Below are 14,226 nucleotides of genomic sequence, written 5' to 3' on the forward strand. Positions count from 1 at the left end.
TCTCGCAACACGACTTCACACAGATGAAATCGGAGGGGTGCGCGCAGAGGGGTCAGGACCCCGTCATCCGCCCTTCCTTCCGTCAGTCATGTCTCGACGAGGAGACCTGTCCATGCTGCACACCCCCCGGCCCCGCAGCCGCGCGAGACGTTGGGCGGGCCGGCTCGCCGGACTGACCGCGGCCTCGCTGCTCGTAAGCCTCGCCGGACCTCTCGCGCCCGCCCGGGCGGCGGACCTCACCGACGGCCTGGCCCTCTGGTACAAGCTCGACTCCGCCTCGGGCGCCGTGGCGGCCGACGCCTCCGGCAACGGCCGGGACGGCACCGTGAACGGCACCGCCGGCTGGTCCGGCACCGGCGAGGGGCTCGCCTTCAACGGCTCGGACACCTACATCAAGGTGCCGAACAACATCATGAGCGGCATGAACTCGATCACCGTCTCGATGGACGTGAAGATCGACTCCGCGCAGGCGACGCCGTACTTCATGTACGGCTTCGGCAACACGAGCGGCACCGCCGGCAACGGCTACCTCTTCACCACCGGTGACGGCCTGCGGACCTCCATAGCCACCGGCAACTGGTCCACGGAACAGACGACCAAGCCCGGCGACTCGCACGCCCTGACCCGCGCCGTCTGGAAGACGGTCACCTACACCCAGACCGGCACCACCGGTGTGCTGTACGAGGACGGCGTCGAGGTCGGCCGCAACACGGCGGTCACCATCACTCCCGGCGCAATCGGCTCCGGCACCACCACCGCCAACTACGTCGGCAAGTCCGTGTATCCCGGCGACAAGCTCTTCAAGGGCCGGATCCGCGACTTCCGGGTCTACAACCGCGCGCTGGCCGGTACGGAGGTCGAGCAGCTCTCCCTCCCCGTGGCCACCCAGGGCGTCGCGGACGACAAGGCGGCCCTCACCCTCGGCGACACCGGCGCCGTCGTCTCCGACCTGACCCTGCCGACCACGGGCACGGCGGGCGGCTCGAAGATCAGCTGGGCCAGCGACAACCCCTCCGTGGTGTCCGCGACCGGCAAGGTCACCCGTCCGCCCTCCGGTGAACCGGACGGACACGCCACGCTCACGGCGACCCTGACGAAGGGCACCGTGACCGCCACCAAGAGCTTCGACGTCACGGTCCCCGCCGCGTTCGACGACGCCACGGCCACGCGGCAGGCCGCCGAGGCGCTGAGTGTCCACAACCTCGGCGACGTCCGCGGAAACCTGACGCTGCCCGCGACCGGCGCCTACGACACCAAGGTCACCTGGTCTTCCGCGAACCCGGACGTGGTCTCCGCCGACGGCGTGGTCCACCGCCCCGCGCAGGGTGCCGGTGACACCACCGTCGAACTGACGGCCACGGTCACGAAGGGCGACGCGAAGGCGACCCGCGCCTTCACCGCCAAGGTGCCCGAGCTCCCCGTCAAGGAAGCCCTCAAGGGCTACATGTTCAGCTACTTCACCGGCGAGGGCACCGCGGACGGCGAGCAGCTCTACGCCGCTCTCAGCAAGGGCAACGACCCGCTGCACTGGCGGGAGTTGAACGACGGCAAGCCCGTACTGACGTCCACGCTGGGCGAGAAGGGCCTGCGCGACCCGTTCATCATCCGCTCCCCCGAGGGCGACAAGTTCTACCAGATCGCCACCGACCTCAGGATCTACGGCAACGGCAACTGGGACGCCTCTCAGCGCACCGGCAGCAAGTCCATCATGGTCTGGGAATCGACCGACCTGGTGCACTGGACCGACCAGCGCCTGGTGAAGGTCTCGCCCGACTCGGCCGGCAACACCTGGGCGCCGGAGGCGTTCTACGACGAGCAGCGCGGCGAGTACGTGGTCTTCTGGGCGTCGAAGCTGTACGACAACCCCGAGCACTCCGGCGACACGTACAACCGGATGATGTACGCCACCACCCGCGACTTCTACACCTTCAGCGAGCCCAAGGTGTGGATCGACCGCGGCTACTCGGTCATCGACTCCACGATGATCAAGCACGACGGCGAGTACTACCGCTTCTCCAAGGACGAGCGGAACAACACCTCCTCCACCCCCGACAGCAAGTTCATCTTCGAGGAGAAGAGCGACTCGATCCTGAACCCGTCCTACGACCCGGTCGTCGCGGGCATCGGCAAGGGCACGATGAGCGCCGCCGAGGGGCCGCTGGTGTTCAAGTCCAACACCGAGGAGAAGTGGTACCTGTTCGCCGACGAGTTCGGCGGCCGCGGCTACATCCCGTTCGAGTCGACCGACCTCGACTCCGGCCAGTGGACCCCGTCCACCGGCTACGACCTGCCCGCCAAGCCCCGCCACGGCACGGTGCTGCCGGTGACGCAGGCCGAGTACGACCGGCTGCTGCGCGCCTACCAGCCCGACCAGCTCGTCGAGAGCGCCGAGGACGTCTCGGTGAAGACGCGCATCGGTCAGGCCCCGGTCCTGCCGGGCACCGTGATCGCGAAGTACGCGGACGGTGCCGAGCGGCCCGTCTCCGTCACGTGGGACGACGTCCCGGCGTCGGCGTACGCGCAGGCGGGCACGTTCACGGTGCAGGGCGGCCTGCCGGACGGCTCCGCGCTCAAGGTCAAGGCCGAGGTCACCGTCTCCGAGGAGGGCTCCGACGTACCGGCCGACCTCGTCCTTGACTACAAGTTCGACGAGACCGGCGGCAACATCGTCCGTGACTCCAGCGGCCACGGCTACCACGGCACCTACGTCCGCACGCCCGACTTCGGAACGGGCGTAGCGGGCGGCTCCTTCAAGATGTCCGGCGGTTCCAGCTCCTCCACCACCTCGCCGTACGTCCGCATCCCCAACGGCGTCCTGAAGGGCGCTGAGAGCGTCACCGTCTCCACGTACGTCAAGTGGAAGGGCGGGGACAACTTCCAGTGGCTCTTCGGCCTGGGCCCCGACAACAACAAGTACCTCTTCGCCTCCCCCTCCAACGGCGGCGGCAAGCTGTTCTCGGCCATCACCAGGGCCACCTGGTCGGGCGAGAAGCAGATGACGGCGGGCTCCCCGCTCACCGCCGGCAAGTGGCAGCACGTGACCGTCACCGTGGACGGCTCGTCCGAGACGGCGGTCCTCTACGTGGACGGCGTCGAGGCCGCCCGCGCCACCGGGGTCACCGTCAAGCCGTCCGAGCTCTACGACGCCTCGAAGGGCTACTCCGGCTACATCGGCAAGTCCCTGTACTCCCCGGACCCGTACTTCGGGGGCGAGGTGGACGACTTCCGGATCTACAACCGGGCCCTGACGCCCGCCGAGGTCCTGGAGCTCAGCGGCAACACCACGGGCATCGCCGCCGCGACCCACCCGGCGCTGAAGGTCGACGCCATCGTCGACGACGCGCACAGCAGGATCACGCTGCCGCTGACCGAGGGCAGTGATGTCAGCGCCCTCGCACCGCAGTTCACCCTCGCCCACGGCGCGACCATCAGCCCGGCCTCCGGCACCCTGCGCGACTTCACCGAGCCGCAGACCTACGAGGTCACCGGCTCGGACGGCGCGAAGCGCACCTGGACGGTCTCGGCACTGATCATGAAGAGCCCGGTCCTGCCGGGGCTCAACGCCGACCCGAACATCGTCCGCTTCGGCGACACCTTCTACATCTACCCGACCACCGACGGCTTCGCTGGCTGGAGCGGCACGCAGTTCAAGGCGTACTCCTCCACCGACCTGGTCCACTGGAAGGACCATGGCGTGATCCTCGACCTGGGCCCCGACGTGTCCTGGGCGGACAGCAGGGCGTGGGCGCCGACGATCGCCGAGAAGGACGGCAAGTACTACTTCTACTTCTGCGCCGACGCGAACATCGGTGTCGCCGTCTCCGACTCGCCCACCGGTCCCTTCAAGGACGCCCTGGGCAAGCCTCTGCTCAAGGCCGGCCAGTACACGGGCCAGATGATCGACCCCGCTGTCTTCACGGACGACGACGGCCAGTCGTACCTCTACTGGGGCAACGGCCGGGCGTACGTCGTGCCGCTGAACGACGACATGGTCTCGTTCGACGCCGCCAAGGTCACCAACATCACCCCGAGCGGCTACAACGAGGGCTCCTTCGTCATCAAGCGCAAGGGCACCTACTACCTGATGTGGTCGGAGAACGACACCCGGGACGAGAACTACCGGGTCGCCTACGCCACCGGGCCCTCCCCGACCGGTCCCTGGACCAAGCAGGGCGTGATCCTCGAGAAGGACCTCTCCCTCGGCATCAAGGGCCCCGGCCACCACTCGGTGGTCCACGTCCCGAACACCGACGACTGGTACATCGCCTACCACCGCTTCGCCATCCCGGGCGGTGACGGCACCCACCGCGAAACCACCATCGACAAGCTGGAGTTCGGCTCCGCCGGCCTGATCAAGAAGGTCGTCCCGACCCTGACCAGCATCGACCCGGTCACCATCGTCCACGCGGGTCCGGACGCGAGTGGCACCGAGGGCAGCGCGATCTCCCTCACCGGGACGATCTCCGGGGCCGGTGGCCCCAAGTGGACGGTCGAGGACGGAGCGCCCTGCACCTTCTCCGACCCGGGGGCCATCCTCACGGCCCTCACCTGCGCGGACGACGGCACCTTCAAGGTCACGCTGACCGGTGGTCGCAGCAGCGACTCGCTCACCGTCACGGTCGCCAACGCGGCCCCGGTGATCACGGCGGCCGCGGGCCCGAAGCCGGTTGCGGCCGGCCAGGGCGCGGTGGTCACCGCGGACTTCACCGACCTGGGCACGGCAGACACCCAGACCTGCCGGGTCGAGTGGAAGGACGGCACCGCACCGACCGCCGGTAAGATCACCGGCTCCCGCTGCGAGGCCACCCATGCCTACGCCAAGGCGGGCATCCACCGCCCGGAGATCACCGTCACCGACGACGACGGCGGCTCGGACACCACCGAGCTCCCCGAGCTGATCGTCTACGACCGTGCGGCCGGTCCCATCGCCGGCGTCGGCATCATCTCCTCCCCCGCCGGCGCCTACCCGGCCAAGCCGACCCTGACCGGCCCGGCCGGCTTCTCCTTCGGGGTCGCGTACAAGAAGGGCGCCACCGTTCCCAGCGGCAACGCGACCTTCGACTACGCGGCGGCGAAGCTGTCGTTCCGTGCCACGTCGTCCGACTGGCTGGTGGTCACCGACTCCGGGGCCCAGTACCAGGGCTCCGGCACGGTCAACGGCACGAGCGGGTACGGCTTCCGCATCACCGTCACCGACGCCCCGGACACCTTCCGCGTCAAGATCTGGAAGAAGTCCACCGGCGACGTCGTCTACGACAACCGCACCGGCAGCAAGGCCTACGGCATCATCTTCGGCTGACGCCGAGGCCGAGACCGGGCCGCAGGGCCCGGTCGTAGGACCCACCGAGCGGCGCCCGGGGCTCCACAGCCCAGGGCGCCGCTTCGGTGTTTCAGGGGGGCTCCACGGGCCGGGAAACCGGTCGATACGGGAGCGCTCGGCGGGCAGGATGGCGTGATGGCCGATCTGCTGTGGGACGACGTCAAGTGGCTCTTCGACCCTGACGACATGGGGGCGCTGCCGGACGTGTTCGTCCCCGACACCTCGGTCGAGGACTGGCAGGCGGTCCTCGACCTCGTCCGGGAGCAAGGCTGGACGTATGAGTACACGGAGGGTGAGACCGTGTTGCCGCTGCCGCCGGCAGAGGTCGTGCTGTCCCGTCCGGCCGATGCCGAGCAGCCTCATCTGGAGGTGTGGCCTGCTGCCGACGTGCTGGCGATCTTCCGGTTCTACGCGGCGGAGGCGATCGACTTCGACGTGGATCTGCGGGAACTCCAGGGCCAGCAACGGCTCGACGTGCTCTGCGGGTTCCTCGGGGCGATCGGACGGCGTCTGGGCAAGCCCGTGCTGATGGACAACGAGGGCGGCGACGGCACGCGCCCCTTCCTCAGGTTCGACGTCGGGGCCGACCGGGTCGTGCTGCTGGTGGAGTCCCCGGCCATGTGACCGGCGCCGCACGCCGAAGCGGCCCGTCGCACGGCACGCGGGGTGCGTGTCTCGTGCGACGGGCCGCTCGGGTCGGACGGGCCGCGGGGCAGATGCCCCGCAGGACGGCTCAGGTCTTCTTGCGGGCCGTCATCGCGCGCTGGATCAGGATGAAGGCGCACAGCAGCACACCCGTGGCGATCTTCGTCCACCAGGAGCTGAGCGTGCCCTCGAACTGGATGATGCTCTTGATCAGGCCCAGGACGAGGACGCCGAACAGGGTGCCCACGACGTAGCCGGAGCCGCCCGTCAGGAGCGTGCCGCCGATGACGACCGCGGCGATCGCGTCGAGTTCCATGCCGGTGGCGTGCAGCGGGTCACCGGACTGGATGTACAGGGTGAACAGCAGACCGGCCAGCGCCGAGCAGAAGCCGCTCACGGTGTACACGGCGATCTTCGTGCCGCCTTGTGGAAGGCCCATCAGCATGGCCGACTGCTCGTTGCCGCCGATGGCGTACACCCGGCGTCCGAAGCGCGTGTAGTGCAGCACGTAGAACGCCGCCGCGAGGACGACCAGGGCGATCACGGCCCCGAGCGACAGGAAGCCCGCCCCGAGCGACACCTGGGTCTGGGCGAGGCTGCTCACGGAGGAGTCGCCGATGGAGATCGACTCCTTGCTGATGACCAGACACAGCCCCCGGAAGAGGAAGAGACCGGCGAGGGTGACGATGAAGGGCTGGATCTCGAAGTTGTGGATCACGTAGCCCATCAGGAAGCCACCGAACGCACCCACGCCCAGCGCGATGGGCACGACCACGACGAGCGGCAGCCCCTGACGCTCCACCAGCCACGCCGTCAGCATGGTGGTGAAGCCGATCACCGAGCCCACGGACAGGTCGATGCCGCCGGACAGGATGACGAAGGTGGCACCGACGGCGGCGACCAGCAGGTAGCCGTTGTCGATGAACAGGTTCATGAAGACCTGCGGCTCGGCGAAACCGTAGTTCTGGTACCGGCTCAGGCCGACCCCGTACATGACGAGAAAGAGCAGGGCCGTCACCAGGACGGGCAGGCGCCGGTCGCCGAGCAGACGCGTGACCTTGGACGTCGTACGGCTGTCCGGCGCCGTGGGGGTCTGGGTGGTCGTGGTCATCACGACACCTCCATCTGGGGAGCGGCCTCGGTCGTCGCGGCGGCTCCCGAAGGGGCCGCGGCCGGCTTGCCGCTGTCCTTCGGACCGGACTTGGGGCCGAACTTGGCGCCGAACTTCGCACCGAAGACCTTCGCGCGGAACTTCGGGGACTGCAGCAGGCAGACGACGATGACGACGGCGGCCTTGAAGACCAGGTTGGTCTGGGTCGGCACGCCGATGGTGTAGATCGTGGTGGTCAGGGTCTGGATGACGAGGGCGCCGACCACCGTGCCGCCGATGGAGAACCGGCCGCCCAGCAGCGAGGTGCCGCCGATGACCACGGCGAGGATCGCGTCGAGCTCGATCCACAGGCCGGCGTTGTTGCCGTCCGCGGCCGAGGTGTTGGAGCTGATCATCAGGCCCGCGATGCCCGCGCACAGCGCGCAGAACACGTACACCATGATCTTGATGCGGCGGGACCTGATGCCCACCAGGCGGCTGGCCTCGGCGTTGCCGCCGACGGACTCGACGAGCAGGCCGAGGGCCGTCTTGCGGGTCAGCGCCACGGTGACGGCGACGACCGCGGCCACGACGAAGATGGAGAAGGGCAGCGTCAGCCAGTAGCCGCCGCCGATCAGTTTGTACGGCTCGCTGTTGATGGTGATGATCTGGCCGTCGGTGATCAGCTGGGCGACACCGCGTCCGGCGACCATGATGATCAGCGTGGCGATGATCGGCTGGATGCCCATCCTGGCGACGAGGAAGCCGTTCCAGAGGCCGCAGACGACCGCGGCCAGCAGTCCGATGCCCATGGCGAGCAGTACGCCGGAGAGGGCACTCTGGTCGGCCTGGTCGCTGATGTACGAGCAGGCGAGGGCTCCGGTGATGGCGACGACGGCGCCTACGGAGAGGTCGATGCCTCCGGTCGCGATGACCAGGGTCATGCCGACCGCCACCAGGATCAGGGGCGAGCCGAACAGCACGATCGAGACGAGGCTGCCGTAGAGGTGGCCGCCCGTCATCTTGATCGCGAAGAAGTCGGGTGTGAAGGGAACGTTGACGAGCAGCAGGAGGACCAGCACCGCTACCGGCCAGAAGAGGTGATGGTGCGTCAGCGCTCGCCATCGGGACGGTGTGCTCACTCGTGCTCTCCGCTCGCGATGGTCTCCAGGATCCGGCTCGGGGTGATCTCGGGCCCGTTGGCGATCTGCGCCACCAGCCGGCGGTCGCGCAGCACTCCGATGGTGTGACTGAGCCGGAGTACCTCCTCCAGCTCGGCCGCGATGTACAGGACGGACATGCCGTCCTCGGAGAGGGAGACCACCAGCTTCTGGATCTCCGCCTTGGCACCCACGTCGATACCGCGCGTCGGCTCGTCGAGGATGAGGAGCTTCGGCTGGGTGATCAGCCAGCGGGCGAGCAGCACCTTCTGCTGGTTGCCGCCGCTGAGCTGACCGACGCGGGCCTCGGGGTTGGCGGGGCGGATGTCCAGCGCCTTGATGTACTTGGCGACGAGTTCGTCGCGCTGGGCGGCCGGGATGGGCCGGGTCCAGCCGCGTGCCGCCTGCAGGGCGAGGATGATGTTCTCCCGCACCGTCAGGTCCGGTACCAGGCCCTCGGTCTTGCGGTTCTCCGAGCAGAACGCCACGCCGGCGCCGATGGCGTCGTTCGGGGCGCTCATCGAGACCTGCTTGCCGCCGATGCTCAACTTGCCGCTGTCCGGCTGGTCGGCTCCGAAGAGCAGCCGGGCGAGTTCGGTGCGCCCGGACCCCAGCAGGCCCGCCAGTCCGACGACTTCGCCCTTCTTGATCTCCAGGTCGAAGGGGTCGATGGCTCCGGCCCTGCCGAGGCCCTCGGCGTGCAGCAGCGACTCGCCGACATCGGCGCGCAGTTGGTGGTCGTGGAGCTCCTCCAACTGATCGAGCTCCTTGCCGATCATCAGCTGGACGAGGCCGACCTGGTCGAGGTCGGCGACCATGTGCTCACCGACGAGGGTGCCGTTGCGCAGGACGGTCATCCGGTCGCAGACCTCGTAGATCTGGTCCAGGAAGTGCGAGACGAACAGGATCGCCACGCCCTCGTCCTTCAACTGCCGCATCAGGCGGAACAGTTCCTGGACCTCGCCGCGGTCGAGGCTGGACGTCGGCTCGTCGAGGACCAGCACCTTGGTGCCGGATCCTCCGCCGAGGTTGTCGCCGGTGCTCACCGAGCGCACGATCGCGACCAGTTGCTGAACGGCCAGCGGGTACGAGGACAGGGGGGCGGTCACGTCGATGTCGAGGCCCAGACGGTCGACCAGCTCCGCCGCCTCCTGGCGCAGGCGCTTCCACTGGATGCGGCCGGTGCGTGTCGGTTCACGTCCGATGAAGATGTTCTCCGCCACCGACAGGTTGGGGCAGAGGTTCACCTCCTGGTAGACCGTGCTGATGCCGGCCTGCTGCGCCTGCAGCGGGCTGCCGAACAGCACGGACTTCCCGTCGAGGGTGATGGTGCCGCCGTCGAGGGAGTAGACGCCCGTCAGCACCTTGATGAGGGTGGACTTCCCCGCACCGTTCTCGCCCATCAGGGCGTGGATCTCCCCGGGGAAGAGCCGGAAGTCGACGCCCGACAGAGCCCGTACCCCCGAAAACTCTTTGACTATGCCCGTCATCTCCAGGACGGGCGCAGGCTCTGCCATGGCAGCGCTCCTCATGAAATGGGTTCAGGCCCGCGGGGAGCCACCTGGACCGAGGCGTTCTCGGTCGGCCGGAGGCTCCCTGCCGGTGGGTGCGGTCGGTCAGTACTTGCGGCTGGGGAGCGCGGCCTTGGCCTGGTCCTGCATGAAGTCGCCCTCCTTGGTCTTGATCCAGCGCTCGACCGACTCGCCGTTCTTGACCTTCTTCACGACCTCCATCAGCTGGGGGCCGAGCAGCGGGTTGCACTCGACGATGGCGTTGATCTTGCCTTCGGACATGGCGACGAAGCCGTCCTTCACACCGTCGATCGAGACGATGAGGATGTCCTTGCCGGGCTTCTTGCCGGCCGCCTCGATGGACTGGATGGCGCCGATGGCCATGTCGTCGTTGTGCGCGAACAGGACGTTGACGTCCGGGTTGGACTGCAGGAAGGCCGCCATGACCTGCTTGCCGCCGGCGCGGGTGAAGTCACCGGTCTGGCTGACGACGATCTTCCAGTCGTCCTTGTGCTCGGCCTCCATGACCTCCTTGAAGCCCTTGGCCCGCTCGATCGCCGGGGCGGCACCGGTGGTGCCCTCCAGCTGCGCGATCTTCACGGCGCCCTTGTGGCCGGCCTTCTCCAGGACCTTCTCGAGGATCTTGGCCGCGCGCCGTCCCTCGTCCGTGAAGTCGGAGCCGACCAGCGTCACGAACAGAGAGTCGTCGGAGGTCTCGACGGAGCGGTCGGTCAGGACGACCGGGATGTTCTTGGCCTTGGCCTCCTTGAGCACCGCGTCCCAGCCGGTGACGACCACCGGGGAGAAGGCGATGACGTCCACCTTCTGCGCGATGTAGCTGCGGATCGCGGAGATCTGGTTCTCCTGCTTCTGCTGGGCGTCGGAGAACTTGAGGTTGTAGCCGGCCTCCTTGGCGGCCGACTTCACCGAGTCGGTGTTGGCGCTGCGCCAGCCGCTCTCCGAGCCGACCTGGGAGAAGCCGAGGGTGATGGTCTTGCTGCCGCCCCCGGAGGTGCCGGTGGAGCTCTTGTCCTCCTTGGCGCAGGCCGCAAGTCCGCCCGCAGCCGCAACGCCGACCGCCGCAGTGAGGAAGTTCCGTCTGTTGAGCATGTTTCTTCTCCTTTGAAGAGCCGGCCCGGGGTTGGACCAGGTACTCGTGGGACCGGCCGCACTGCGTCCAGCCTGTCGATCATTGTTCGAGATATCGACCACATGGAAGGGTTGGAAGACCATGGGTCGGGATCACGTCAGGTGGGGGGCGCCCCCGCTTGAGGGGCTCGTTGTGGGGTCTGTGGGAAGGTGCTGGCGCGGACTACCAGCTGGGGTTCGATGGCGATCCGGGGGATCCCGGAGATTTCTCTGCCCTCGATGAGGTCCAGGAGCAGGGCGATGCTGTGCTTGCCCACGGCCGAGAAGTCCTGTCGGACCGTGGTGAGCGGGGGTGCGAAGAACTCCGCCTCCGGGATGTCGTCGAAGCCGACCACCGCCACGTCCTCGGGAGTCCGTACGCCCGCCTCCCGAAGAGCCCGCAACACCCCCAGTGCCATCTGGTCGTTGGCGACGAAGACCGCTGTCAGTCCCCGCCCCACCCAGCCCGCCAGTTCCTGGCCGGCACGATACCCCGACAGCGGACTCCAGTCCCCGCGCAGGAGCAACGGCGGTTCTACGCCGTCCTCTTCGAGGGTCGCCCGCCAGCCGGCCGCCCGGTCGGCGGCCTCCTGCCAGTCCTCGGGCCCGGCGAGATGCCAGACCTTGCGGTGACCGGCCGCCAGGAGGTGTGCGGTGGCCAGCCGTGCGCCCAGATCCTGGTCCACGGTGACGCAAGGGGCGCCTCCGCCAAGACCGCTTCCCACGGTCACCACCGGGAACGGATGGCGCAGTCCGGCGAGGGCCTCGACCGCCGACCGCTGGGGGGCGATGGCGACGACTCCCTCCACCCCGCCGTCGCTGAGGTGGTCCAGGGCCTCGGAGAGGGTGTCTACGGTCAGTTTGCGCAGACTGACCGTGGAGACGAGGTACCCCTCGGCCCGCGCCGCCTCCTCGAGCGCGAACAGGGTGCTGGCCGGGCCGTAGAGGGTGGTGTCGGAGGCCACCACACCCAGGGTGCGGGTGCGTCGGGTTGCGAGGGCCCGGGCGGAGGAGTTGCGACGATAGCCCATCTCCTCGATCGCCCGCAGCACCTTTGCCCTCGTCTCGCCCCGGACGTTGGGGTGCTCCCCCAGCACCCGGGACACGGTCTGGTGGGACACGCCCGCCAGTCGTGCGACGTCGGCCATGGTGGGCCGCCGAAGCTGCGATGATGCCACGGCCGCACCTCCTTGGCGGTCGTCTGCGGATAAGACCTGCGCTCCGCTCCTTCCCGGGTCGGCCGGGGAGGCGAGTCGGGGCCCGGCGGTCACGACGATCACACCTCCCTGGATGTCGCTGGATGCCGATTGATGAATGCGGACGTCATTGTGAGCGCTAACAATTCATGGCGGTCAAGAGGGATGCAACGGGAAGTCGTCACGGTTGAATAACGCGACAGGAAGGCGGGGCTCGAGGTGCCCACCGACTCCGGGGAGAGCGGTCCGCCGCGACAAACCCCCCGGCCAAAAGGGGTTGACGCACCTGGGACGCGACCCTATCTTCAGCAACGAAACTTCGAACCATGTACGAAATACCGGATGTTGAGGTTGTTCATGGTTGTGCGCAGGGCCGAGCTCATCCGCCACGGCCCCCGGATGTGCCTTGACCAGGCGGGTGTGCGGCCGGCCCCGGAATGATGCAGAGGTCCCCATGCGTGACGGTCCCTCGGACAAGTCGGGCAGCGAGCTGATTGTCGTGCCGGTTGATGCCATGCACAATGCACGGGACCGCCTCGCCCCGCTACGGCGGCGGTCCGAGGAGGACGGGCCATGGTCACCGTGTGGTGGTTGCCGGTGGCAGCGCTCGGTGGTGCAGGTGCCGCTGCCCTGCTGACGTTCATACGGATGCGCCGGTCCGCCGCGGCGCGCGTGACGGAGCTGGCTCACCTGGAGCACATGGTGGAACGCCGGGCGGAGCAGGTCACCGCGCTCAGTCATGAGTTGCGTACGCCGCTCAGCATGATCAAAGGCGCGGTGGATCTGCTGAGGGAGGGAACTCCGGGCCCGCTGACTTCGGCGCAGGAGCGCTTGCTGCAGGTCGCCGCTCACCAGTCCACGCAGGTCACGTCGTTGTGCGAGAGCCTGCTGATCCAGGCGAAGATCGAGGCGGGCCTGTTCACCCCGCGCATGGAGAAGGTCGACGTGTCGGTGGTGGCGCGGGACGTCGTCACCGCGATGCGGCCGCTGTGCGCTCAGCGCGAGCAGCGGATCAGCCTGGACGTGCCGCAGGTGATGCCCCGGATCGCGGCGGACCCGATGCTGCTGACCCAGGCACTGACGAACCTGCTGTCGAACGCGAGCCGGTTCACCACCACGGGTGGCAGTATCGACGTCCGGGTCGCGCTCATCGACAGCGGCGTCGCGCTGTACGTCACCGACGACGGCGCCGGCATGACGCGGGCCGAGCGTCATCGGCTGTTCCACCGCTTCGCCACCGGGCGGCCCCTGGCCGACGGGACCGGTCTCGGTCTCGTGATCACGAAGACCGTCGTGGAGCTGCACGGAGGCGAGATCATGGTGCACACCGCGTCGACCCGCGGGACGACGTTCCTGCTGACCCTGCCCGACGCGTCGTGACGGCTCAGGCACAGACGGCGGCGGGGCCGACCGCGCTGGTGGTCGACGACGAGCCGCAGATGACGATCATCATCGAATTCGCCCTGCAGACGCAGGGATTCGCGGTGCTCACGGCACACGACGGCGCGACCGCGCTGAATCTGCTGCGGACCCGCACCGTCGACCTGGTCGTGTTGGACGTGATGATGCCGGCGATGGACGGGCTCACGCTGTGCGAGCGGATCAGGGCGCGGTCGGACGTGCCGGTCATGCTGCTCACCGCGCTGTCCGGGCACGACGACGTCATCGCCGGCCTGGAGCACGGCGCCGACGACTACGTGACCAAGCCGTTCCATCCGCGCGAGGTCGCGCTGCGCGCCCAGGCCCTGGTCCGACGTCACCGCCGGAGCGGCGGCGCAGCGGTCCGCGTCGGTCGGCTGGTGATCGACCCGGTGGCCCAGTCGGCGCGGCTGGGCCGGCACCGGCTGGACCTGCCGTTCACGGAGTTCAAACTGCTGACCCAGCTGGCCTCCCGCCGGGGTGTTCCGCAGCCCTGGCAGGACCTCCTGCGGGAGGTGTGGGGCACCGCCGACCTCCTGGGCGGACGGGACGTGGTCAAGTCCACGGTGTACCGGCTGCGGTCGCGGCTGGCAGGGGTTCCGGGCGGCGCGGCGTACATCCGTACCCTGCGCGGGGTCGGCTATCTGATGCCGGACCTCCCGGTGGACGCCGAGGAGAGCGCTCCCGCCGAGGAGCCGGACGGGCCGCCCGCTGGGTGACGGCGCTGTCACCGGGGATCACTCCGCCGTCACCGGGG

9 protein-coding genes are annotated in these 14,226 nt (G+C 68.6%); 4 read left to right on the forward strand and 5 right to left on the reverse strand.

Features of this window, described 5'->3' with window-relative positions; all coding sequences use genetic code 11:
• Window positions 1-112: 112 nt before the first annotated feature.
• Window positions 113-5,299, forward strand: coding sequence for a family 43 glycosylhydrolase (locus AC067M_RS28825; protein ID WP_478699954.1), 5,187 nt, complete (start codon window positions 113-115; stop codon window positions 5,297-5,299).
• 156 nt (window positions 5,300-5,455) lie between these two features.
• Window positions 5,456-5,944 carry a hypothetical protein gene (locus AC067M_RS28830; protein ID WP_478699955.1) on the forward strand — a complete coding sequence of 163 codons (489 nt, stop codon included), beginning with the start codon at window positions 5,456-5,458 and terminating at the stop codon, window positions 5,942-5,944.
• Between the two features lie 109 nt (window positions 5,945-6,053).
• Here the strand turns inward: AC067M_RS28830 and yjfF are convergent, their stop codons facing one another.
• The 5 genes from yjfF to AC067M_RS28855 form a co-directional block, all read right to left on the reverse strand.
• Window positions 6,054-7,076 (reverse strand): galactofuranose ABC transporter, permease protein YjfF, encoded by a 1,023-nt coding sequence (gene yjfF / locus AC067M_RS28835; RefSeq protein ID WP_478699956.1) that lies wholly within the window; start codon window positions 7,074-7,076, stop codon window positions 6,054-6,056.
• Window positions 7,076-8,197, reverse strand: a complete 1,122-nt coding sequence (locus AC067M_RS28840) for an ABC transporter permease (RefSeq protein WP_478699957.1) — start codon at window positions 8,195-8,197, stop codon at window positions 7,076-7,078. The genes yjfF and AC067M_RS28840 overlap by 1 nt, the downstream gene beginning before the upstream one ends.
• Window positions 8,194-9,732 carry a sugar ABC transporter ATP-binding protein gene (locus tag AC067M_RS28845; protein WP_478699958.1) on the reverse strand — a complete coding sequence of 513 codons (1,539 nt, stop codon included), beginning with the start codon at window positions 9,730-9,732 and terminating at the stop codon, window positions 8,194-8,196. The genes AC067M_RS28840 and AC067M_RS28845 overlap by 4 nt, the downstream gene beginning before the upstream one ends.
• Before the next feature lie 99 nt (window positions 9,733-9,831).
• Complete coding sequence (locus tag AC067M_RS28850) at window positions 9,832-10,836, reverse strand: ABC transporter substrate-binding protein (RefSeq protein ID WP_478699959.1); 1,005 nt, start codon at window positions 10,834-10,836, stop codon at window positions 9,832-9,834.
• Window positions 10,837-10,973: 137 nt separating this feature from the next.
• Window positions 10,974-12,002, reverse strand: a complete 1,029-nt coding sequence (locus AC067M_RS28855) for a LacI family DNA-binding transcriptional regulator (protein WP_478700079.1) — start codon at window positions 12,000-12,002, stop codon at window positions 10,974-10,976.
• Between the two features lie 621 nt (window positions 12,003-12,623).
• Between AC067M_RS28855 and AC067M_RS28860 the strand changes: the two genes are divergently transcribed.
• Both AC067M_RS28860 and AC067M_RS28865 read left to right on the forward strand, forming a co-directional pair.
• A complete protein-coding gene (locus tag AC067M_RS28860; RefSeq protein ID WP_478699960.1) occupies window positions 12,624-13,430 on the forward strand; it encodes a sensor histidine kinase in 807 nt (268 codons plus the stop codon).
• Window positions 13,427-14,188, forward strand: coding sequence for a response regulator transcription factor (locus AC067M_RS28865; protein WP_478699961.1), 762 nt, complete (start codon window positions 13,427-13,429; stop codon window positions 14,186-14,188). The genes AC067M_RS28860 and AC067M_RS28865 overlap by 4 nt, the downstream gene beginning before the upstream one ends.
• Window positions 14,189-14,226 lie beyond the last annotated feature (38 nt).

It is taken from the genome of Streptomyces sp. NPDC043427 (assembly GCF_056436655.1).

Excerpts from the sequence above, each read along its gene's own strand:
- AC067M_RS28825 (WP_478699954.1), top strand. The coding sequence starts at position 113 with ATGCTGCACACCCCCCGGCCCCGCAGCCGCGCGAGACGTTGGGCGGGC.
- AC067M_RS28830 (WP_478699955.1), top strand. The coding sequence starts at position 5,456 with ATGGCCGATCTGCTGTGGGACGACGTCAAGTGGCTCTTCGACCCTGAC.
- yjfF (WP_478699956.1), bottom strand. The coding sequence starts at position 7,076 with ATGACCACGACCACCCAGACCCCCACGGCGCCGGACAGCCGTACGACG.
- AC067M_RS28845 (WP_478699958.1), bottom strand. The coding sequence starts at position 9,732 with ATGGCAGAGCCTGCGCCCGTCCTGGAGATGACGGGCATAGTCAAAGAG.
- AC067M_RS28850 (WP_478699959.1), bottom strand. The coding sequence starts at position 10,836 with ATGCTCAACAGACGGAACTTCCTCACTGCGGCGGTCGGCGTTGCGGCT.
- AC067M_RS28855 (WP_478700079.1), bottom strand. The coding sequence starts at position 12,002 with ATGGCCGACGTCGCACGACTGGCGGGCGTGTCCCACCAGACCGTGTCC.
- AC067M_RS28860 (WP_478699960.1), top strand. The coding sequence starts at position 12,624 with ATGGTCACCGTGTGGTGGTTGCCGGTGGCAGCGCTCGGTGGTGCAGGT.